This is a genomic window from Algibacter pectinivorans (genome assembly GCF_900112595.1).
Lineage (GTDB): Bacteria > Bacteroidota > Bacteroidia > Flavobacteriales > Flavobacteriaceae > Algibacter_B > Algibacter_B pectinivorans.
Map to the genome: position 1 here is coordinate 97,883 of NZ_FOMI01000005.1, position 20,565 is coordinate 118,447.

Consider the following 20,565-nt stretch of genomic DNA (forward strand, 5'->3'; position numbering starts at 1 on the left):
CAAACTAAGACTGAGACTGAAAACTTAAATATATATGGAACATATAGAATTATTTTTTAAATCGATTTTTATAGATAACATGGTATTTGCAGTATTCCTTGGAATGTGCTCGTACTTAGCCGTATCTAAAAAGGTAGCAACTGCCGTTGGTTTAGGAGCAGCAGTTATATTTGTATTAGCAATTACAGTACCATTGAACTGGTTATTAGATCAGTATTTATTACAGCCAGGAGCTTTAAAGTGGTTAGGTGAAGAATATGTAGATTACGATTTAAGTTTTCTTTCGTTCATCATGTTTATCGCTACTATTGCGACTATGGTACAATTAGTAGAGATTGTAGTAGAGAAGTTTTCTCCATCACTATATAATTCTTTAGGTATCTTTTTACCTCTTATTGCTGTAAACTGTGCCATTTTAGGTGGTTCGTTATTTATGCAATCTCGTGAAATTGAAACTTTAGGTTTAGCCTTTAACTACGGTATATCTTCAGGAATAGGATGGTTTTTAGCCATTTTAGCAATTGCTGCTATTCGTGAAAAAATTAGATATAGTAATGTGCCAGCACCTTTAAGAGGATTAGGAATTACCTTTATCATTACAGGTTTAATGGGTATTGGTTTTTTAAGTTTTGGTGGTATGTTAACAGGAGGTGATGAAGAAGAACAACCAGCAACCGAAACAGCTAAACAAGTTAACGAATTACAAACTGAAAAGGCTAAGGAATTAGCCGATAATACTAAAATAGTAAAGTAATATGATTTTAGCAGCAGGAACATCAGGAACAATTATAGTAACAGTAGCAGCGTTTTTAGTAATTACGTTGATACTTGTTAGTTTGTTACTTTTTGTAAAACAAAAATTATCGCCATCAGGACCAGTAAAAATTACAATTAATGGCGAACGTGAAATTGAAGTGGCATCGGGTGGTAGTTTATTATCTACTTTAGGAGCGCAAAAAATATTTTTGCCATCTGCTTGTGGTGGTGGTGGAACTTGTATACAATGTGAGTGTCATGTATTATCTGGTGGAGGCGAAGCTTTACCGACAGAAACGCCTCACTTTTCAAGAAAAGAGTTACAGCATGGGGCACGTTTATCTTGTCAGGTTAAAGTAAAACAGGACATGAATATTACCATTCCTGAAGAAGTATTTGGTATTAAAAAATGGGAAGCAACGGTAGTGCGTAATTATAACGTAGCCTCTTTTATTAAGGAGTTTGTTGTTGAAATTCCTGAAGATATGGGCTACAAAGCAGGTGGATATATTCAAATTGAAATCCCACCATGTGAAGTTAAATATTCAGATATGGATATTACAGCTCACCCGGAGGAACATGATACACCAGATAAGTTTCAAACAGAATGGGATAAATTTGGTTTATGGCCTTTAGTAATGAAAAACACCGAAACAGTAGAAAGAGCTTACTCCATGGCTTCTTATCCTGCTGAAGGACGTGAAATCATGTTAAACGTACGTGTGGCTTGTCCGCCATGGGATCGTGCTAAAAACGGTTGGATGGATGTAAACCCAGGTGTAGCATCGTCTTATATTTTTAATCAAAAACCAGGAGATAAAGTAACAATTTCAGGACCTTATGGGGAGTTCTTCATTAATGAGTCTGAAAGCGAAATGCTTTACGTTGGTGGTGGAGCAGGAATGGCGCCAATGCGTTCACACTTATATCACCTATTCAAAACCTTAAAAACAGGTAGAAAAGTGACTTATTGGTACGGAGGACGTTCTAAACGTGAGTTATTCTACTTAGATCATTTTGAACAATTAGAAAAGGAGTTTCCTAACTTTAAGTTCTACTTAGCGTTATCTGAACCTATGGAAGAAGATAACTGGCAAGTAAAAGCAGATATTGATTCTCCAGGTGATGGTTTCGTAGGGTTTATTCACAATTGTGTAATAGATAACTATTTAAGCAAACACGAATCGCCAGAAGATATAGAATTATATTTCTGTGGACCGCCATTAATGAATAAAGCGGTGCAAAAGATGGGAGAAGATTTTGGAATCCCAGATGAGCATATTCGATTTGATGACTTTGGAGGATAGTCGAAAGTATTTTGATATAAATAAAAACCAACACAATTTGTGTTGGTTTTTTTATGATTTAAATTTTGTTTTATAGGCCTTTACTTAAAGCATATTTAGGATTATCGTCTTTAATCTCGAATAGCTTTGTGTAGTCCATAACATTATCGACTTTATCTAATTCACATAAATAAGTTATTACTGCTGTAAGACCGTTAAACAAAATATCCTTATCTGTTGGGTTTACAGGTTTTTCATTTTTATAATGTAGCGGTAATTTATAGCCACAAGCATCTAGGAATATATGTTCAATTTTTAGTAATTCTGAGGGCGAATAACCATTAAATTTACGTCCTAAGGTTTCATGTATTTGGCCAACATAATTAAGCTTTAAATCGCCATGTGAATCTGATAAATGCTTCCAAAAATCCATATTGTTCAAAATGTTTCCAACGGCACATTGCCTGCAGCATTCTGGGTTTAGCGTGTTGTTATGAAAGGCATTGTATAGTTTTTTTAATGCCGATTCTAAACGAGCTGTAGTTTTCATAAAGCAGAGTTTTACCTAAAGTTAATAAAATATTACGATTCAATTATTAAATAACTCTTAAAATTTTATATACTTAATACGAAGTATTGTGTAAGCATCGTTATAGTAATGATGAAAAATATTGTTAGACTTTTTATTGTTTTAATTCTATTGTTTACTGTTTATATGCAGTTTAAACCGGTAAAGAAAACAATAAAAACTTTCGCTTTGGCAATTAAAAAGCCTACTTTAATTAACAAGGATAACTTAACTATAAAATCTAGAGTTAATGTACCTAAAGGCTATAAACGGGTACAATATCCTGAAGGATCGTTTCATGGATATCTACGTAATTTCCTACTAATGCCCTTTGGTACTAAAATTATTAATTACGACAATAGCACGTATTTCTGGCAAGGTGGACATATTGGAGTTTTAGAAATTCCTGTACCAAAAAATGGTTTGCAACAATGTGCTGATGCATTAATTAGAATTCGTAGCGAATACCTTTGGGAGCAAAACAGACAAGATGAAATTGGTTTTAATTTTACAAGCGGTCATTATTGCTCTTGGTCTAAATATGCTGATGGTTATAGGCCAAAAGTACAAGGTAACAAGGTATCGTTTCATAAAACAGCTTCAAAAAATAGTTCTAAGGCCAATTTTTATAAGTATTTGAATTTGATTTATATGTATTCTGGAACCTTATCCCTATTTAACGAACTTCCTAGAATTACTGATGCTACCAGTTTACAAATAGGCGATATGCTTATAAAAGGAGGCACTCCAGGGCATATTGTTATGATTTGCGACGAGGTAATAAATAATAAAGGGGAAAAGCTGTTTTTACTGGTTCAGGGCAACACGCCAGCGCAGAGTGTTCATTTGGTTAAAAACTTGGAGGATGCTTCGCGCTCACCATGGTATCAATTTAAAACTAATGCCATAATTCCTGTTTCTAATTATACCTTTACAGATTCTAAATTTGTAAGATTTAAATAATTTAAACCATCTAGTTTAGCAATAGAAAGGTATTGATAAAGAGTGTTAATTACTAAGTTTGTGGTTTTCTAAAATTATGTTTTTAGCAGCTTCTGTTTCACTAATTTTCAAAAATTTTTTAGCAAGTTCTATATTCCCCTCTTTTAAGTAAGCTAAGCCTAAATATAAATAGGCCTTATCCAAAAACGTAAAGTCATCTTCTGCTTCAATTGAATGTTCTAAGTAGGGTATTGCTTCAATTACATTTTTATTAGCTAATAGAGCCACACCAATATAATAGTTTAAAGTGTCGTTTTCATGTTTGCCTTCCTGTAAAGCACTCCAATGTTTTATGGCCAAATTGTAGTTGCTGTTGTTGTATTTTTTCATGCCATCGTAAAATGCTGTATTACCAGATGTTTTAAAACTTATGTTTAAACCGGGGGCAGGTTTAAAATGATTTTCATAAATTTTTTCATTTTCAGAGGTGCTAAAATACCAAATGCTAGATACGGCTACTAAAATAGCTACGGTAGCAGCCAATAGTCTAACCTTAGAAAATCTATTAGTTTTCTGGGGGGGATGTATAGTTTCCTTTTTGGTAGCCTCGTTAGCTGTATTTATATGGTCTTTTAAAGATTTTTGATTAATAGCCTTAAACTCTTCAACTTGCAGTTTAAATTCCGGATCTAGATCGACTAACTGATTAAAATCTTTGAGCTCTTGAATTGTTAAAGATCCATTTTGATAGCGCTGGATTATTTTTAATAAGTCTGGAGATATGTTACTCTTGTTTTTCAAATATTAATATTTTGCGCAGTCAAGATATTTAATAGTCTTTTTACATGTATGCCTATTCTAAATATAAGATAGCTAGTTTCGTGTTTTTTTGTATTCGTGTCTTTTATAAATTAACATTTTCGATAGAAATTCAATGCTAAATTATTAATTTATTAGGTACAGATTTTTCATTTTAATACAAATATTAAATTATTTATTTTTGTATGGTATTGTTGTGTGATTTAAAATTGCAATTTAAAATTGTTATACTGTTTTGTTAACTTTAAAACTATTGTTTTTATTAATTATTGTAGTAACTCTAAGTTGTTATTTTTAAGGATAAAGCAAAGTACACCTTTTTTCTACTTACGTTTTATAGAATTGAATTAACGCTATGCAGAAACTAAGTTAAATTTCGTTAACACTATAACAATTATATTATTTTTGTTAAATGAATAAGCCATTAACAAAACAAGAATTACATAACTTAGCAATGAACCATGTTGGTAAGGATTTAGAGCAACGAGGTTTCGAGTTTATTGCTATAAATAGTAAGCTAAAAAAGCACCCACAATTTATTTGTATGGATAAAAATAAACAGTATTTTTTTGTCATTGTGAGAGCTGTAATTTTACCTGAAAATCCAAATAATTACGATGTAGTTTGGATGGAATCTTTTAAAAAACATGCTAGGGACAAAGATGCTAAAGTGCTTTATGCGGGTGTAGGTATTGGTAATCCTCGTGGAGAAAAAGAACCGGTTTATTTAAATCAAGAATATTTACTTGAGTATAATGGTATTCAAGTTCTAGAAACCAATTTAAATTAGAAAGTACATTTTTATATGAATAAAATAATTATCATAATATTAATAAGTCTTATTACTTCATGTAACAATCAAAATAGTAGTGATAAATTAAAAGGATCTGTTTTTGGTACTAGTTATTTAATACAGTACGAAACTAGCAACATTTATAAAAAACAATTAGATAGTTTATTTAATGTTATAAACAAATCGCTGTCTACTTATCAAATCGATTCTGATATATCAAAATTAAATAGAAATGAATCTTTTGTAATTGACAAACATTTTATGAAGGTATATGATGCTTCTAAAGAGATTTTCGGTAAAACAGAGGGTGCTTTCGATCCTACTATTGGTAATTTGGTTAATGCTTGGAACTTTGGATCTGAAAGTATATTGCAAGAAGTTGATAGTTTAAAAATTGATAGTTTAATGCAGTATGTTGGTTACGATAAAACATATAGGTACGAAAACACTATACGAAAATCTAACCCGAACGTATATTTAGAGTTTAATGCTATTGCTAAGGGCTATGCGGTCGATGTAGTTAGTGAATTTCTTGAGTCTAAGAATATTGAAAACTATTTAGTTGAAATAGGTGGAGAGATAAGAGCTAAGGGTATTAATACAAAAAAACAAAGTGCTTGGAAAGTAGGGGTAGAGGAGCCTAATTTTGAAGGAGAACAAGTTATTTTAAGAGCCGTTACTTTAACAGACGAAGCCATGGCAACATCTGGTACTTATAGAAAATTTAAAATAGACGAAGCAGGTAATAGATATGCTCATATTATCGATACCGAAACGGGTTATCCCAGTAAAACAAACTTGCTTAGTATATCGGTAATAGCAAAATCTTGTATGATTGCTGATGCTTACGCTACGGCTTTTAAAGCTATGGGTATCGATAGAATAAAAACATTTTTAGAAAATCATCCAGAACTAAAAGTGTTTTTAATTTTTGAAAACGATGAGCATAAACTAGAAACTTTATCACTTAACGGATTTCCAGCGTAACTTGTTTTTTAAAGTGCATTAATTAGTAGTAGCAACCATCCGATGATTAATAACAAGCCGCCAATAGGTGTTATTGGTCCTAAAAAGCGCATTTTTTTACCTTTAGCATCCAATAGTATTAAACCATAAATACTAAAAGAAAAAAGGATGATTCCTAGTGTGAAGCACACATATATTGCGCTGGTGGTGTATTCAGGATTTAAACCTAAAGCAAGTAAAACTATGGCGTGATACATTTGGTATTTTACTCCAACCTCAAAACTTTGCAGTTGCTCGTTAGACAAAATTTTCTTTAAAGCATGAGCACCAAAAGCTCCAAAAATAACAGAGAGCATTCCAAAAATAGCTCCTGTAGCAAGTATGATGGGTTGTGTCATTTTATTTAGTTTTAAAAACTAGGTTATTTGTAAACTACTGGAATAATTTCGCCTTTAGCTAAGCAATATTTTGTTATCGCTTCCGCGGAAAGGGAAGCCGTATAATCCACCTCTTTAACATTAAAACCAATACTTCGAAGTTTATCAAAATAGTCGCGCCCGTAAACACGAACATGGTCATATTGTCCAAATATTTTTGCGCGTTCCTTTTTATCGGTTATAGAATCATCCTCAAACGTAGATGTTCTATTTAGATCTTGTGGAATTTGAAAAATGCCATAACCACCGGGTTTCATAACTCTATAGAGTTCCTGCATAGCTTTGGTATCATCTGGGATATGTTCTAAAACATGATTGCACAAAATAATATCATAACTATTATCTTCAAAAGGAAGGTTGCATATGTCCGCTTTTACATCTGCAATAGGAGACAGTAAATCTGTTGTGGTGTAATTTAAGTTTTTTAGTTTTCGAAAACGCTTTAAAAAACATTGCTCTGGAGCAAAATGCAGCACGCTTTGTTCAGCCGTAAAAAAATCAGTTTCATTTTTTAAATATAGCCATAGTAATCTATGGCGCTCTAAAGATAGGGTAGAAGGTGAAAGTACATTGTCTCGTTGCGTACCATAACCATAAGATAAAAAGGTTTTAAAACTTTTACCATCAATAGGGTCTGTAAATGTACTTCCTTTTAAAAAGACCGCTAAAATAGGACGCGCTACATAACTCAGCCTAATTAATAATGGTCTTGGAATAATATTTAATATTAATTTAAAAAGTTTTTTCAAGGAGGTTATGCTTCTACTGCAACGGTGTTAGAAATTAAATTATAAATGCTATCCCATAGAGCAATACGTTGTTTTAAAGCATTTTTAGCAACTTCTAAAACGTCTTCCCATTTTTGGGCATCCTTACCACATAACTCTTCAATCATTTTTAATGATAAAGGGCCATGTTCATCGCCATCTAATTCAATATGACGCTTTAAATAATACGTTAATTTACTATAGGAGTTTTCGTTTGTTTTAGATTGATTTATAATTTGAAAAAACATATCTGGAATTAAATCCTCTCGTCCAAATGTAAAAGCAGAAGCTGTTTTATGTGCCTCGTTACTGGCAATTATAGAAAAGGTAAACGAAATAAATTCTAGTGTTGCTTCACTTAAACCCGCTTTATGGCCTGCATTTTCAATGGTGTGTTTGTCTCGAATGTAGGAAACAAAATTTTCGATTTGAGATGTGTTTGCATCAATTTGGTGCATGGCATCTAAATACATTTCGAAATGACTTTTAGGTTCTCCTAATTCATTAACATCACTTTCTTCGCCTAATACTATTTCATTAATAAAACGTGCGGTTGAAGGGTTTGCTACGGGAACCCATGGTAACGTAGTGGTAGTTAAATTGTTTTGAAGCGCCTTTAATAGAGACATAAAATCCCAAACAGCAAATACGTGTTGCTGCATGAAAATTTTAATATCTTCAATGGAAGATAAAGCGCTATATAATTTATGATTGTTTAATTCTGCTCTTAATGGTGCTAACTCTTTTTCTAAAAGTTCTACGGTCATCTAGGTTATAAGATTAAGGCGTTTTGTCTAAATTCTTCTTCTTCATTACTTTCAATACCTAAAGCTTCATAGATATAAGCAAACGTTGAAAGTAGTTCTGGCTTACCGTCAACTAAGGCAACGTCATGCTCAAAATGAGCAGATGGTTTATTGTCTAAAGTCGTAATTGTCCAACCATCTCTATGTTGTTTAATGCGATGAGTACCCATGTTAATCATAGGTTCAATGGCAACCACCATACCTTCTACAAACTTTTTACCTCTACCGCGTTTACCATAGTTTGGCATTTCTGGGTCTTCATGCATTTTAGCTCCTAAACCATGACCTACAAGCTCTCGAACAACGCCATAACCATGATCTTCACAGTATTTTTGAATGGCATATCCAACATCGCCAACACGATTATTAGCTTTAAATTCTCGAATACCTACGTATAAAGATTCTTTGGTAACCTGTAAAAGTTTTTCGGTTTCAGCAGCAATCTCACCTACAGCAAAGGTGTAAGCATGATCGCCGTAAAAGCCGTTTTTTAGAGCACCACAATCAATGGATATAATATCGCCTTCAACCAATGGCGTTCCATTTGGAATACCATGTACCACTTGTTGATTAGGACTCATGCATAGCGTGTTAGGGAAATCATATAACCCTAAAAAACCAGGAATAGCACCGTGATCTCTAACGCAAGTTTCAGCTAATTTATCTAATTCTAGTGTGGTAACACCTGGCTTTATAGCTTTAGCTAATTCGCCTAAGGTTTTAGACACGATTAATGCACTTTCGCGCATTAACTCTATTTCTTCTTTGGTTTTAACAATAATCATAAATAAAATAAATAGGGTTCAAAGATACTTAAAGTGATGCTACTTAAATAAACCGAAAAATCCTTTCTTCTTTTCAGTAGCAGGAGGAGCAGAGTTTGTTAACGTTTGATAGACTTGACCCCAACCAGGAAAACCGCCAATGTTTCTATCGTCAATAAATAAATCGGCATTAATTTTTCTGCTCACATCATTAGTGTATTCCTCTTCGGCAAAACTTTTATTTACAGCATAAAAACGAATTCCATTATCTTCACAAAATTTAACAGCTTCATCAAGTTTACTGCCACATCTATACGTCCATAAAATGAGACGATGTCCATCCTCTTGCAATTTCTTTAAAGTCGCAAAAGCAAATAGCATAGGCTTGCCAATTCTTGGATAAGCATCTTCAACTATGGTTCCGTCAAAATCGACTGCGATAATAAGTTTTTCGTTAAAATTCATTTTTTAATTAATAAAATTCTTTGCTTTATTATATCAACGCATGCTGAGTCATAGCAGCAGGTTGTTCAACATTCATAAGTTTTAAAATGGTTGGAGCCATATCTCCTAAAACACCATCTTTAATCTGGGTAAGTTCGTTATCTATTAAAATAACAGGAACAGGGTTTGTTGTATGTGCTGTATTTGGAGATCCATCAGGGTTAATCATGGTTTCACAATTTCCATGATCTGCAATAAGTAGTGTCGTATACCCGTTTTCTAAACCGGTAGTTACCACATCCTTAACACAGGCATCTACAGCCTCACAGGCTTTTATTGCAGCTTCCATAACACCTGTATGTCCTACCATATCGCCGTTTGCAAAGTTTAGACAAACAAAATCAACATCTCCTTTTTTAAGTTCTGGTACAAGCGCGTCCTTTAATTCGTAAGCACTCATTTCTGGTTTTAAATCGTAAGTTGCTACTTTTGGCGAGTTTTTAAGAATACGAGATTCGCCCTCAAAAGGTGTTTCTTGTCCGCCAGAAAAGAAAAACGTTACATGTGGGTATTTTTCAGTTTCAGCAATTCTAATTTGTTTTTTACCAGCTTTTGAAAGTACCTCGCCAAGTGTTTCTGTAATATTATCTTTGTTGAAAATGACTTTAATTCCTTTAAAAGCATCACTATAATTTGTAATGGTTACATAGTATAAGTCAATTTTTTTCGTGTTGTATTCTGGAAAGTCTTTTTGATTTAACATTTCGGTCAATTCGCGACCTCTATCTGTTCTAAAGTTAAAAAAGATTACAACATCGTCCTTTTCTACTTTTGCTACCGGCTCGTTGTTGCTATCTGTTACAATAAGCGGTTTAATAAACTCGTCGGTTACATCGTTATCATAGTTAGCTTGGATGTTTTCTGTTGGGTTTGTAGTTTTAGTACCAACGCCATTTGCAATAGCATCGTAAGCTAATTGCACACGTTCCCAACGGTTATCTCTATCCATGGCATAATAACGACCAGTAATAGTTGCTATTTTGGTGTTTGTGCCCTCAATGTAGTTTTCTAAATCTTCAATATAACCTTTACCCGATTTAGGGTCTACATCTCTACCATCTGTAAAAGCATGTACAAAAGAATTAACACCAGCTTTATTGGCGGCGTCAATAAAACCTTTTAAGTGTTTGGTATGGGCATGAACACCACCATCACTCAATAAGCCTAAAAAGTGAACATTCTTATTGTTATCCGATGCATATTTTAAAGCGTCAACCAATACTTTTTCGTCTTTTAATGTATCCTTTTCAATAGCTAAATTAATTTTTGCTAAATCTTGATATACAATTCTACCGGCACCTAAATTCATGTGTCCAACTTCACTATTACCCATTTGTCCTTCGGGTAACCCAACATGTAAACCATCTGTTCGAAGGGTAGCATAAGGGTATTTAGTATATAAAGAATCTATAAATGGCGTATTGGCATGATCGATAGCAGAAACTTTTGGGTCTGGAGAGTTTCCCCAACCGTCAAGTATCATTAAAATAACTTTTTTGTTCATCTTTTTTCTTAAAATTTTAAAACTAGACAAAGATAAGAAACTTACTATTAATTGAACCTAAAGTATTCCTGAAAAGCCTTATTAATTAAGGTTTTTACAATTAATTATTTAAGAAAACGATTTCGTTAAAACTGTGTGAAACAAACGTTAAAATTTTTTTGAGCAGCTTTTTTTTGTAACAATTATTGTTTTACGTCGTCTCTTAAGTATATCAAAAAACATAAATCAATAATCAAAATTAAAATCTTTCATCATGAAAAAATCAATCATTATTTCCGCAATCGCATTATGCTTTTCAGTAGTAACAGTAAATGCAACACCAGTAGACACCCATGTAAGTTATGAGGCTGTACCTTATTTTAAAGTGAATTCATTTTGTGTATCGATAGCTAAAGGCGACTTAGAAACGGTACAAAAATTAATTAGCAGAGGTGCAGATGTTAATGAAAAATCAAACGGTATGACACCTATTATGTATGCCGCTAAGTTTAACAGAACTGATATTTTAGAGCTTCTTATTAAGCACGGCGCTAACTTAAAAGCCAAGTGCGATAAGAATAAAACCGCATTAAAATACGCCAAGTTACACGGTGCTGCAGATGCCGAAGCTATATTGGTTAAAGCATTGGATGATGCTAAAAAAGCTAAAAAGAGAAAATAATTATAAAGCATATAATTATTTGAGTTAGTCACTCGCAAAAAAAAGCCTCGATTTTTCGAGGCTTTTTTATTTATATTTTTTTTGACAAGATTAGATATGTTTCTAATTTCAATACCGTCTTTTTAGTTATTGAATTTTATATTTCTCGATAGCTTCTTCAATTTTTTCAATTCTGTTGTCTGGGTCTGGATGTGTACTTTGCATTTCGGGAACACGATTTGGTCCTGCGGCAGCTTTTAAAATTTCCATTACACCTATCATTTCTCTCGGGTTGTAACCCGCTTTAAGCATAAATTTTACACCTAGTTCGTCGCTTTCCAACTCGTCGTCTCTTCCGTTGGTTAATAGGGTGTTTTGTCCAATACCACTTACTAATCCGCCCATATCGGCACCAACAGATCCAGCTGTGGCTAAACCTTGCCAATATTCACTTTCGGCAATACGTTCTGCACTATGTCGTCCTAAAACGTGACCAATTTCATGACCTAAAACACCAGCAAGCTGATCTTCGTTTTCTAGTTTAGAAAAAAGCGCATGTGTTATAAATATTTGACCACCAGGTAAGGCAAAAGCATTAATGGTATTAGGGTCTGCTAATAAATGGAATTCGTATTTATATGGTGTTTGTCTTGCTATACTGTTGTTTACTAACTTGTTTCCAACATTATCGACTAATGCTTGGTATTGTGTGTTTGGGTGCAGGCCTCCATGTTGTTGTGCCATTTGCGGCGCACTTTGCAAGCCAATAGCAATTTCCTCGTCGGCTCCCATAGAAATGGTTTGCATGCGGCCTGTATATGGGTTTTCTTCCCTTTGGCTACATCTTTTAAATACAAAAAATAAAGCAATGGCGACACCAATAAGTAATCGGAATTTAAGGTTTTTACTTCTCATTATTAATTTATTTAGTAACTAAAAATACAAAATTTTGGTAGATAAGTTTATGACCCTAATTTTTTAGTTTCGTCACTTGGGTTGTTTTGTTATTTTATAAAATTTTATACATAACATAATGTAAACCAACATCTTTTATGTTAAACGCATTGCCTATTGGTACATAGTTATTGCTTTTGTAAAAAGGAACAGCCACTTCTCTAGCATTGCACCAAATGGTTTTTACGCTATTATTAGCAAGAAACTTTTCGCTATGGCTTAATATAATTTTACCCAAACCTTGTCCTTGGTAGGCTTTTAAAATAGCCATGCCACGCAATTGATATTGATTTGAAGAAGGGATATTAGGGTTTGAATTTTTTAAAAAAGAACAAACTCCAATTATAGTATTCTTATTAAAAAGCCCGAAGTGGAGTGTGGTTTTTAAATTATCGCCAGGGAGAATGCAAGACTCAATAGGTTTTCCTGTTCTTAAAACGGGATGACGAACAGCATGCGTTTCTTGGGCGCTTATTTGCTTTATGTTTAGGTTAGTATTGATGGTGTATTAAGTTTTTGTGTTAGCTTATCAAATTTAAAACTATTTTTGAAAACTATTACCTTAAAATAAATGTAGTATATGGCTTTTGAGTTTAAAATTTTAGAAAAAGAAAATATTAATTTAATAATCCCTTTGGTTTATAAGTTGAATGACTACAAGGTGTCCGAAGCTGTTTTAGAACAGCGTTTTAACGAAATGATTGGGCAAAACTATGAATGCGCAGTAATTTATGATGGCGATAAACTTGTTGGAGTTTGCGGATTGTGGTATTGCACCAGGCATTACTCTGGCAGAAGTGTAGAGCCAGATCATGTTTTTATTGATGATGCTTATAGAGGGCAGGGATTAGGGAAGCAGTTTTTTGAATGGATTTATAATTATGTGTCTGGTAAAGGTTTTGAAGCTATGGAGTTAAATACTTATGTTTCTAATTATCAGTCGCATAAATTTTATTTTAATGAGGGTTTTAAAATTTTAGGGTATCATTTTATAAAAAAGCTTTAAATTTTCTTGCAGAAGCGGAAACTGTTTATATATTTGCACTCGGAATTAAAAAAGGCGAGAGTAGCTCAGTTGGTAGAGCGTCAGCCTTCCAAGCTGAATGTCGCCAGTTCGAACCTGGTCTCTCGCTCAAAAAGCTTCATCATAACGATGAAGCTTTTTTTTATGCATTGGATTTGGCAGTTTTGCCCGCGTGAGGGATAGTAGTTTAAAGCCCACAGCCTGACGAAGGAAGTGCCAGGACTTGCAGCCTTTCGACTTTGCTCAAGACAGGCTTCAAGCCCGACCCTTGGGGCACGCCCAAATTATTTTAATTGTTTAAGCTCTGTTTCTGGGGTTACTTCGTAGGGTGTTTTGTTGTATTCGAAAATTCGTGCTGTTAGGTCGCCTTTTAATATAATGGAATCGTTTTTTACTTCTAACCAGCTGCCCTCTCTTAGTCCAATTACGGGTTGCGTGTTGTAGTGGTGGAATTCTTTTATGCGGGTTTCGCGCGTTTCGCCTTTGTGTTTACTGTTTGGATCGGGGTCCAAATAATGTGGGTTTATATTAAATGGTACTAAGCCTAGGGCCTTAAAATTTGGCGGATATACAATGGGCATATCGTTGGTGGTTTTTATGCTTAGTCCACAAATATTACTGCCAGCACTAGTGCCTAAATAGGGTGTGCCGTTTTGTACAACCTGTTTAAGTTGGGTTAACAAATGGTTTTTGTGGAGCTGGTTTGCAAGTACAAAGGTGTTGCCGCCGCCAACAAAAATAGCTTGGGCGTTGGTTACGGCCTCGATAGGGTTTTTAAATTCATGGATGCCTATTACTTGTTTATTTAGCTTGGTAAATGCTTGTTTTGCAATAGTTGTATAAGCATCGTGCGATATGCCTCCAGGTCGTGCATAGGGTATAAATAATATGGTTTTTGCGTTTTTAAAAAGGACGTTTAGGGGTTGGATAATATATTCTAAATATCCGCTACCGTAAATGGTAGATGTGCTTGCTATAATTATATTTCGCATGGCCTAATTGGTGTTTTGTGTAAAACTAATCAATAATTAGTTTTGGTAAAGATTTCGTTTAATTTGTTTTAAAAATTGAATTAAAAGTAGTATTTTCAAAGTAAAAAAATATGAAAAAATTTATTCTCTTTTTAACTTTTTTAAGTGCCCTAAACGTAGTGGCGCAAAATACAAATAGAATAGAAGTATCCGGAAAGCTTATTGTTGAGGGCAGTGATGTATCTGGTATTACTATTTTTAACGCGTCGGCAAATGTGGGGACCATTACAGATGATAAAGGAGAGTTTGTTTTAAAAGTAACGTTAAATGATAATATTGAAGTTAGTGCATTGCAGTACCAAAATATTAGTTTTAGGGTTAATGAGGCTATAATGAAATCTAGAAAAATGAAACTCTTTTTAATTGAAGAGATTAATAAACTGGATGAAGTTATTGTTATTAAAGACGGGCTTTCGGGTAATTTAAATAAAGATTTAGAAGATACAACGCCGTTTAAGCCACAATTAGATGCTTTGTATTTTGGTGTTAAAAACAGTAAAGCGTATAGTTTTGAAAAAGATTATAAAACCGAAGTTGAAAATATTACTGTAGACAGGCAGCACTTACCTATGGTTAATGGCTTAAACATTGTTAATGTTGTAGACCAATTGTTATTACCTTTATTTAGAAGCGGAGTTAAAGATAAGGAGAAGGCTGGTGTACCCGATGTGCCAATTGAGGCTGTTAAGTATTATTTTGGGTCGGAATTTTTAATTGATAATTTTAATATTCCAGAACATCGTGTTGAGGAGTTTATACAATACGTGGAGGCTGATAACTTTGATTATTCGTTACTTAATTACGGTAAGGAAATGGATTTTCTTGAGCTACTAAATAAGAAGAGTGTAGCTTTTTTAGATTCTAAAAACTAGATGCATCGTTTAGTTTTTAACAAAACATTAAAAGCTATTTGTATTTTATTTAAGAATTGATAGGCGTTCTTTATACTCTAATTAATTCAATTTGAGTAGATCATTACTTTTTCTATTTATTAATTTATTGGCACTTCCTGGTTATAGTCAAACTATTAATAGGGTAGAGGTTAGTGGCGTCTTGCTATCAAAAAATAACGATATTGAGGCGGTAACGGTTTTTAATAAATCGTCTAACAAAGGCACGATAACAGATGCTGAAGGACGTTTTAAGTTACATGTAGGTTTAAATGATGTAATAGAAATTTCGGCATTACAATTTCAAACGGTAAAGGTTAATATAGATGAAGATATAATAGCATCAAAAGCACTAAAAATACAGCTAGTAGAGCAAGTTAATCAGTTGGATGCCGTAACACTATCGTCCGGGTTATCAGGAAATATGGGTGCAGATATTGCTCAAGTTAAAACCGTAAAACCTATGATTCTCGATATGGGAAATATGGAAGTCGATTTTGAGTATAATGGAGATAAGGCATTCGATAATACCGTAATTCAAGATCATTTAACATCTGTAATAGATCCGGGGGCAAGAAAATACCAGCCCGATTTGTTAAAAATTTTAAAATTTTTAACAAAATCTAAAATAGATTTAAAGCTTACCAAAGAGGTGTTTGTTGGCGATAACTACCAAAAACCAAAGGATATACTTAGTGTGTATTCTTTAAACGACCTTAAAGAACTTTTTGAAATCCCTGAAGTTAAACTTAATGCCTATGTTGCATTTATAGAAAATAATGGTATCAAACCAGACCTTTTTAAAGACGAAAATAGAATTCTACTCATAGAGTTTTTAGTAAAGCAAAAAGAACAATTTTTAAAAACTCAGCATGTTAAAAATTAAAACGCTCTTGTTAGTTGTTGGCGTATTTGGGTTTCAAGAGGCATTTTCTCAAACCATAGAGTTATTGGGTAGGATAGAAAGTAATGGCGATATAGAAAACATTCATGTTATTAATAATACGGCTCAATCTTTTACCATAACAGATAAAGATGGTCACTTTAAAATTCCAGCAAAATTAAGCGATACTTTAATATTCTCTTCCATTCAATATAAACTAAAAGAGGTTGTTGTAACGCAAACCATTATAGATAACGAGGCTGTTTTTGTCACTTTAAATGAGCATATTAACGAACTAGACGAGGTTGTTGTAGGAAAAATATTAACTGGTGATTTGTTATCTGATATTAGAAATATGGACGCCAATGCACCAATAGATTTTTACGATGTTGGTATTCCGGGGTATACAGGAAAACCAGCTACACAAAGCGAGCGCCGTTTAAGCGAAGCCTCTAACTTTAGTCCAAAAGCAGGAGGTTCTTTAGGTGGAGCTGGAGGTTCGGTTTCCATTGCGCCTATAATAAATGCTATTACAGGCAGAACTAAAATGCTAAAAAATAGAGTTAAAATAGAAGAAAAAGAATCTTTAATGCAAACTATAAAAGGTAGATTGGCTGGCGATTTTTTTGCATCGAACCCTTTGGATGAAAGCTTACAAACCGATTTTTTCTATTTTTGTGCAGACGACCCTAATTTTGTTAAGCATTGTAAAAGTCAAACAGACTTTAAGGCTTTAATTTTTTTAAGAATGAAATACAAGCAATACCTAGCTAATTTAGAAGACAATAAAAATTAATTAACTTCGGAATGCTTTTTGATTTTCAATAAAGTAATTTAGTAGTCCATAAAATTTGCCCATGAAGATTTTTAGATTTTTAATCATTTTTTTTATGTTTCCGCTTTTTGCGTTTACTGCAATGCATAAATATTATATAAGTGTTACGCAAGTTAATTACGTAGAGGAAAAGGAATCACTTCAAATAGTTTCTAGAATTTTTATTGATGATTTTGAAAGTGTGTTACGTTCAAATTATGATGAAAAAATTGTTTTAGCAGGAAAAAATGAGTCTAAGGAGATCGATTCTTTAATGAATATCTATCTGCAATCTAAGTTAAAATTAAAAATTAATAATACCCCTGTTTTATTTAGTTTTATAGGAAAGGCCTATGATGGCGATATTGTAAGGTGTTATCTTGAAGTGGAACATGTAAAGTATATTGATGTGTTTTCAATTACCAATTCCATTTTATTAGATTATCAAGAGGATCAACAAAATATTGTAAAAACTAAAATTAATTCTAGAAATAAAAGTTTTATTTTGACTTCTAATAATACTAATGCTTTGTTAAAATTTAACTAAAACAAAGTAAATTGATTGTATAATTTAGTACTTTCGACGACATTTTGTGATAATCTTCTAATGAAAATCGCAAAACACGCATTTTTTTCTAATAAAACAAAAAAATAATATGAGAAAGCACACTTATCTATTCTTAACTTTTCTATTTCTTTTTTCGGGAGTTTTTGCTCAACAGCAAAACCAAGAAAAGCCACAAGGACACACAGACCAAAACAAGTTTAGACAAATGAAAGACCTATTGGCAACACCAAACGAAACAAGAACAGCTTCGGGTGCTCCAGGTCATGCTTACACGCAACAACAAGTAGATTACGTAATGAACATCCGTTTAGATGAAAATACAAATCAAATTTTTGGAGACGAAAAAATAACATATCACAACAACTCCAAAGACCATTTGGAGTATTTATGGATACAGTTAGACCAAAATATGCGTGCTAAAGACTCTAAAACACCAGATGCTAATCCTGAAAGTTTTAATGCGCCATTTAATGGTCCAACAATGTTTACTAAAAATAACTTAAAAGAACGTTTTGATGGTGGTTTTAATATTGATTATGTTAAAAACGACGATGGTTCACCTTTATCGCATTCTATAAACAGAACCATGATGCGTATTAATTTACCAAAACCTTTGGCACCAGGAGCTATATTTAAATTTGGTATTAAATGGCACTATAATATAAATGATATTAATGTTGATGGCGGTCGTTCTGGTTTAGAGACTTTTCCCGATGGAAACAATAATTACACGATTGCTCAATTTTTCCCAAGATTATGTGTTTATGATAATGTTGAAGGTTGGCAAAATATGCAATTCTGGGGGCGTAGTGAGTTTGCTTTAGAGTTTGGAAACTATGATGTAAAAATTACAGTACCTGCCGATCATATTTTAGAAGCAACAGGAGAATTACAAAACCCTAAAGATGTATTATCTAAAGAGCATCAAAAACGTTTAAAATTAGCAGAACAATCATTTAAAGATCCTGTGTTTATTGTTACTGAAGCAGAATCTGTTGAAGCAGGAAAATCAAGATCTACAAAAGAAAAAACATGGCATTTTAAAGCAGAAAAAGTTAGAGATTATGCTTTTGCTTCTTCAAGAAAATATATCTGGGATGCTATGGCAGTTAATATTAACGGTAAAACTGTAATGGCTATTTCGCTTTATCCAAAAGAAGGAAATCCGTTATGGGAGGAGCATTCTACACGTGTAGTTGCTAATACTCTAGAGGAGTATTCTAAACTAACTTTCGATTATCCTTATAGTAAAGCGGTTTCAGTACACTCAGAAAGACAAGGAATGGAATACCCTATGATTTGTTTTAACTACGGAAGACCAGATCCAGACGGAAGCTATTCTGAAAGATTAAAAAGAGGTATGATTGGTGTTATTACGCATGAGGTAGGGCACAACTTTTTTCCTATGATTGTAAATAGCGATGAGCGCCAATGGACATGGATGGACGAAGGCTTAAACTCCTTTGTTGAAACCCTTGCAGAGTTAGATTACGATCCTAATTTTATAACAGGAAACCTACCTAAAGATATTGTAGATTATATGGGAGGCGATCAAAGTTACCTGTCTCCAATTATGTCTCATGGCGATTATGTTTACCAATTTGGACCTAACGCTTATACGAAACCGGCAGCAGGTTTATATATGCTAAGACAAACTATAATGGGACCAGAATTGTTCGATTACGCGTTTAGAACCTATTCGCAACGTTGGATGTTTAAGCACCCAACACCAGCAGACTTTTTTAGAACCATGGAAGATGCCTCGGCAATGGATTTAGATTGGTTTTGGAGAGGTTGGTTCTATACTACAGATTACACAGATATTGGAATTAAAGAGGTTAAACAATTTTACTTAACCGATAAACCAACAGAAGAAGCTGTAGAAACAGCCAAAAAGTATAATATGAATTTAGACGATTTTAAAAATCGTTTAGTCTATTATGCAGAAGCTGAAAATGGAGATATTCCTCAAGATGCAAAAAGCGTATCGGATTTTAAATTTTTAACAGACTATATCGCTAGCTTACCAGAAACAGAAAAAACAAGGTTAAAAACCGAAACACCTAAGTATTTTTACGAAGTTGTTTTTGAGAAACCAGGAGGTTTGGTAATGCCTATTATTTTAGATGTAACCTATGAAGATGGTACAACCGAAAGAAAAACATATCCAGCTCAAATTTGGAGATATAACGATAAGGAGGTTAGTAAGGTATTTAAAACAAATAAACGCATTACTGGTTTAGCTATTGATCCAGACCTAGAAACGGCCGATGTAGATACCTCTAATAATTCTTGGCCTAAAAAAATAGAGGAAAATAAATTTGATACTTTTAAAAGTAAAGTAAATAATTAAAAGAAATTACATTTAGTAAAAGCCGGTTTTTTTTAATCGGCTTTTTTATTCCATTAATTTTAAATGGAATAATAAAAACAACTTAGTATATTTGTGTCGTGATATTACAAGTAACATTCTTATTTATTAGCGGCGGGGAAATAGCATTTATCCTGTTTATCGCTATTATGGTTTTTGGGGCAGATAAATTGCCCGAAATAGCGCGTGGCTTAGGCCAAGGTATGCGAACACTTAAGGATGCCACTAATGATATAAAACATGAAATATCAAAAACAGCCGAAAAAAACGGCATCGATACAAGTATTACCAAGGATGTTAAAAAGGAATTGGATAAGGTAAAAGATGATTTAGAAGAATTTACAGGTTCAATAAAACGTAAATTTTAGTATTTTATCGATCTTAAACATGTGTTTTATCGTGTTTTAATATTGTTTAAACGAGTTTTTAAACAATATCCTGTATTTAGGGGTATCTTGAAAATCCCAAATCGTTAATG

Annotated in this window: 24 protein-coding genes and 1 tRNA gene; 14 read left to right on the forward strand and 11 right to left on the reverse strand. The window is 33.2% G+C overall.

The window, feature by feature from the left end; genetic code table 11:
• Positions 1-34 precede the first annotated feature (34 nt).
• Both nqrE and nqrF read left to right on the forward strand, forming a co-directional pair.
• Positions 35-754 (forward strand): NADH:ubiquinone reductase (Na(+)-transporting) subunit E, encoded by a 720-nt coding sequence (gene nqrE, locus BMY96_RS08920; RefSeq protein ID WP_092851431.1) that lies wholly within the window; start codon positions 35-37, stop codon positions 752-754.
• 1 nt (position 755) lies between these two features.
• Positions 756-2,063: an NADH:ubiquinone reductase (Na(+)-transporting) subunit F gene (gene nqrF / locus BMY96_RS08925; protein ID WP_092851432.1), complete on the forward strand. Its 1,308-nt coding sequence runs from the start codon at positions 756-758 to the stop codon at positions 2,061-2,063.
• A gap of 70 nt (positions 2,064-2,133) precedes the next feature.
• On the opposite strand, the gene BMY96_RS08930 is transcribed toward nqrF, so the two are convergent.
• On the reverse strand, positions 2,134-2,592 hold the full coding sequence (locus BMY96_RS08930; protein WP_092851433.1) for a Na(+)-translocating NADH-quinone reductase subunit F: 459 nt from the start codon (positions 2,590-2,592) through the stop codon (positions 2,134-2,136).
• Between the two features lie 108 nt (positions 2,593-2,700).
• Between BMY96_RS08930 and BMY96_RS08935 the strand changes: the two genes are divergently transcribed.
• A complete protein-coding gene (locus BMY96_RS08935; protein WP_245750587.1) occupies positions 2,701-3,573 on the forward strand; it encodes a DUF4846 domain-containing protein in 873 nt (290 codons plus the stop codon).
• Positions 3,574-3,618: 45 nt separating this feature from the next.
• Here BMY96_RS08935 and BMY96_RS08940 read toward each other — a convergent pair whose 3' ends face one another.
• Complete coding sequence (locus tag BMY96_RS08940) at positions 3,619-4,353, reverse strand: tetratricopeptide repeat protein (protein ID WP_092851436.1); 735 nt, start codon at positions 4,351-4,353, stop codon at positions 3,619-3,621.
• Positions 4,354-4,783: 430 nt separating this feature from the next.
• Here BMY96_RS08940 and BMY96_RS08945 point away from each other — a divergent pair, with 430 nt between their 5' ends.
• Both BMY96_RS08945 and BMY96_RS08950 read left to right on the forward strand, forming a co-directional pair.
• A complete protein-coding gene (locus tag BMY96_RS08945) occupies positions 4,784-5,161 on the forward strand; it encodes a DUF8840 domain-containing protein (RefSeq protein ID WP_092851437.1) in 378 nt (125 codons plus the stop codon).
• Between the two features lie 15 nt (positions 5,162-5,176).
• Entirely contained in the window at positions 5,177-6,151 is a 975-nt protein-coding gene (locus tag BMY96_RS08950) for an FAD:protein FMN transferase (protein WP_092851438.1), read from the forward strand.
• Between the two features lie 8 nt (positions 6,152-6,159).
• Here BMY96_RS08950 and BMY96_RS08955 read toward each other — a convergent pair whose 3' ends face one another.
• From BMY96_RS08955 to gpmI, 6 genes are read right to left on the reverse strand one after another with little or no spacing between them, the layout of a single operon-like run.
• Entirely contained in the window at positions 6,160-6,528 is a 369-nt protein-coding gene (locus tag BMY96_RS08955) for a DUF423 domain-containing protein (protein WP_092851439.1), read from the reverse strand.
• A 23-nt stretch (positions 6,529-6,551) separates the two neighbouring features.
• The gene (locus BMY96_RS08960; RefSeq protein WP_092851441.1) at positions 6,552-7,316 is read right to left on the reverse strand and encodes a class I SAM-dependent methyltransferase; all 765 of its coding nucleotides are present in this window, start codon (positions 7,314-7,316) and stop codon (positions 6,552-6,554) included.
• Positions 7,317-7,321: 5 nt separating this feature from the next.
• Positions 7,322-8,101, reverse strand: coding sequence for a DUF3050 domain-containing protein (locus BMY96_RS08965; protein ID WP_092851442.1), 780 nt, complete (start codon positions 8,099-8,101; stop codon positions 7,322-7,324).
• Between the two features lie 5 nt (positions 8,102-8,106).
• Complete coding sequence (gene map / locus BMY96_RS08970; protein WP_092851444.1) at positions 8,107-8,925, reverse strand: type I methionyl aminopeptidase; 819 nt, start codon at positions 8,923-8,925, stop codon at positions 8,107-8,109.
• Positions 8,926-8,964: 39 nt separating this feature from the next.
• Complete coding sequence (locus BMY96_RS08975) at positions 8,965-9,369, reverse strand: BT0820 family HAD-type phosphatase (RefSeq protein ID WP_092851446.1); 405 nt, start codon at positions 9,367-9,369, stop codon at positions 8,965-8,967.
• Positions 9,370-9,397: 28 nt separating this feature from the next.
• On the reverse strand, positions 9,398-10,912 hold the full coding sequence (gpmI, locus tag BMY96_RS08980; protein WP_092851447.1) for a 2,3-bisphosphoglycerate-independent phosphoglycerate mutase: 1,515 nt from the start codon (positions 10,910-10,912) through the stop codon (positions 9,398-9,400).
• A 253-nt stretch (positions 10,913-11,165) separates the two neighbouring features.
• Between gpmI and BMY96_RS08985 the strand changes: the two genes are divergently transcribed.
• Positions 11,166-11,573 (forward strand): ankyrin repeat domain-containing protein, encoded by a 408-nt coding sequence (locus BMY96_RS08985; RefSeq protein WP_092851449.1) that lies wholly within the window; start codon positions 11,166-11,168, stop codon positions 11,571-11,573.
• A 126-nt stretch (positions 11,574-11,699) separates the two neighbouring features.
• Here the strand turns inward: BMY96_RS08985 and BMY96_RS08990 are convergent, their stop codons facing one another.
• Positions 11,700-12,467 (reverse strand): M48 family metalloprotease, encoded by a 768-nt coding sequence (locus BMY96_RS08990; protein WP_092851452.1) that lies wholly within the window; start codon positions 12,465-12,467, stop codon positions 11,700-11,702.
• Between the two features lie 94 nt (positions 12,468-12,561).
• Positions 12,562-13,008, reverse strand: coding sequence for a GNAT family N-acetyltransferase (locus tag BMY96_RS16120; protein WP_092851454.1), 447 nt, complete (start codon positions 13,006-13,008; stop codon positions 12,562-12,564).
• Positions 13,009-13,086: 78 nt separating this feature from the next.
• On the opposite strand from BMY96_RS16120, the gene BMY96_RS09000 reads away from it, so the two are divergent.
• On the forward strand, positions 13,087-13,512 hold the full coding sequence (locus BMY96_RS09000) for a GNAT family N-acetyltransferase (protein ID WP_092851455.1): 426 nt from the start codon (positions 13,087-13,089) through the stop codon (positions 13,510-13,512).
• A gap of 54 nt (positions 13,513-13,566) precedes the next feature.
• A tRNA-Gly gene (locus BMY96_RS09005) sits at positions 13,567-13,639 on the forward strand.
• Positions 13,640-13,814: 175 nt separating this feature from the next.
• Here BMY96_RS09005 and pepE read toward each other — a convergent pair.
• A complete protein-coding gene (pepE, locus tag BMY96_RS09010) occupies positions 13,815-14,522 on the reverse strand; it encodes a dipeptidase PepE (protein WP_092851457.1) in 708 nt (235 codons plus the stop codon).
• Positions 14,523-14,632: 110 nt separating this feature from the next.
• Here pepE and BMY96_RS09015 point away from each other — a divergent pair, with 110 nt between their 5' ends.
• The 6 genes from BMY96_RS09015 (at position 14,633) to BMY96_RS09040 (ending at position 20,455) form a co-directional block, all read left to right on the forward strand.
• The gene (locus BMY96_RS09015) at positions 14,633-15,433 is read left to right on the forward strand and encodes a carboxypeptidase-like regulatory domain-containing protein (RefSeq protein WP_092851458.1); all 801 of its coding nucleotides are present in this window, start codon (positions 14,633-14,635) and stop codon (positions 15,431-15,433) included.
• A 91-nt stretch (positions 15,434-15,524) separates the two neighbouring features.
• Positions 15,525-16,337, forward strand: a complete 813-nt coding sequence (locus BMY96_RS09020) for a carboxypeptidase-like regulatory domain-containing protein (RefSeq protein WP_092851459.1) — start codon at positions 15,525-15,527, stop codon at positions 16,335-16,337.
• The gene (locus BMY96_RS09025) at positions 16,324-17,130 is read left to right on the forward strand and encodes a carboxypeptidase-like regulatory domain-containing protein (protein WP_245750588.1); all 807 of its coding nucleotides are present in this window, start codon (positions 16,324-16,326) and stop codon (positions 17,128-17,130) included. Before BMY96_RS09020 ends, BMY96_RS09025 begins: the two co-directional genes overlap by 14 nt.
• Positions 17,131-17,224: 94 nt before the next feature.
• Complete coding sequence (locus tag BMY96_RS09030) at positions 17,225-17,695, forward strand: DUF6702 family protein (RefSeq protein WP_245750589.1); 471 nt, start codon at positions 17,225-17,227, stop codon at positions 17,693-17,695.
• Between the two features lie 109 nt (positions 17,696-17,804).
• On the forward strand, positions 17,805-20,069 hold the full coding sequence (locus BMY96_RS09035; RefSeq protein ID WP_092851462.1) for a M1 family metallopeptidase: 2,265 nt from the start codon (positions 17,805-17,807) through the stop codon (positions 20,067-20,069).
• A gap of 98 nt (positions 20,070-20,167) precedes the next feature.
• Complete coding sequence (locus tag BMY96_RS09040) at positions 20,168-20,455, forward strand: Sec-independent protein translocase subunit TatA/TatB (RefSeq protein WP_092851463.1); 288 nt, start codon at positions 20,168-20,170, stop codon at positions 20,453-20,455.
• Positions 20,456-20,565: the final 110 nt, after the last annotated feature.

Coding starts and splice junctions, on each gene's coding strand:
- nqrE (WP_092851431.1), top strand. CDS start 35: ATGGAACATATAGAATTATTTTTTAAATCGATTTTTATAGATAACATG.
- nqrF (WP_092851432.1), top strand. CDS start 756: ATGATTTTAGCAGCAGGAACATCAGGAACAATTATAGTAACAGTAGCA.
- BMY96_RS08930 (WP_092851433.1), bottom strand. CDS start 2,592: ATGAAAACTACAGCTCGTTTAGAATCGGCATTAAAAAAACTATACAAT.
- BMY96_RS08935 (WP_245750587.1), top strand. CDS start 2,701: ATGATGAAAAATATTGTTAGACTTTTTATTGTTTTAATTCTATTGTTT.
- BMY96_RS08945 (WP_092851437.1), top strand. CDS start 4,784: ATGAATAAGCCATTAACAAAACAAGAATTACATAACTTAGCAATGAAC.
- BMY96_RS08950 (WP_092851438.1), top strand. CDS start 5,177: ATGAATAAAATAATTATCATAATATTAATAAGTCTTATTACTTCATGT.
- BMY96_RS08955 (WP_092851439.1), bottom strand. CDS start 6,528: ATGACACAACCCATCATACTTGCTACAGGAGCTATTTTTGGAATGCTC.
- BMY96_RS08965 (WP_092851442.1), bottom strand. CDS start 8,101: ATGACCGTAGAACTTTTAGAAAAAGAGTTAGCACCATTAAGAGCAGAA.
- map (WP_092851444.1), bottom strand. CDS start 8,925: ATGATTATTGTTAAAACCAAAGAAGAAATAGAGTTAATGCGCGAAAGT.
- BMY96_RS08975 (WP_092851446.1), bottom strand. CDS start 9,369: ATGAATTTTAACGAAAAACTTATTATCGCAGTCGATTTTGACGGAACC.
- gpmI (WP_092851447.1), bottom strand. CDS start 10,912: ATGAACAAAAAAGTTATTTTAATGATACTTGACGGTTGGGGAAACTCT.
- BMY96_RS08985 (WP_092851449.1), top strand. CDS start 11,166: ATGAAAAAATCAATCATTATTTCCGCAATCGCATTATGCTTTTCAGTA.
- BMY96_RS08990 (WP_092851452.1), bottom strand. CDS start 12,467: ATGAGAAGTAAAAACCTTAAATTCCGATTACTTATTGGTGTCGCCATT.
- BMY96_RS09000 (WP_092851455.1), top strand. CDS start 13,087: ATGGCTTTTGAGTTTAAAATTTTAGAAAAAGAAAATATTAATTTAATA.
- pepE (WP_092851457.1), bottom strand. CDS start 14,522: ATGCGAAATATAATTATAGCAAGCACATCTACCATTTACGGTAGCGGA.
- BMY96_RS09015 (WP_092851458.1), top strand. CDS start 14,633: ATGAAAAAATTTATTCTCTTTTTAACTTTTTTAAGTGCCCTAAACGTA.
- BMY96_RS09025 (WP_245750588.1), top strand. CDS start 16,324: ATGTTAAAAATTAAAACGCTCTTGTTAGTTGTTGGCGTATTTGGGTTT.
- BMY96_RS09030 (WP_245750589.1), top strand. CDS start 17,225: ATGTTTCCGCTTTTTGCGTTTACTGCAATGCATAAATATTATATAAGT.
- BMY96_RS09035 (WP_092851462.1), top strand. CDS start 17,805: ATGAGAAAGCACACTTATCTATTCTTAACTTTTCTATTTCTTTTTTCG.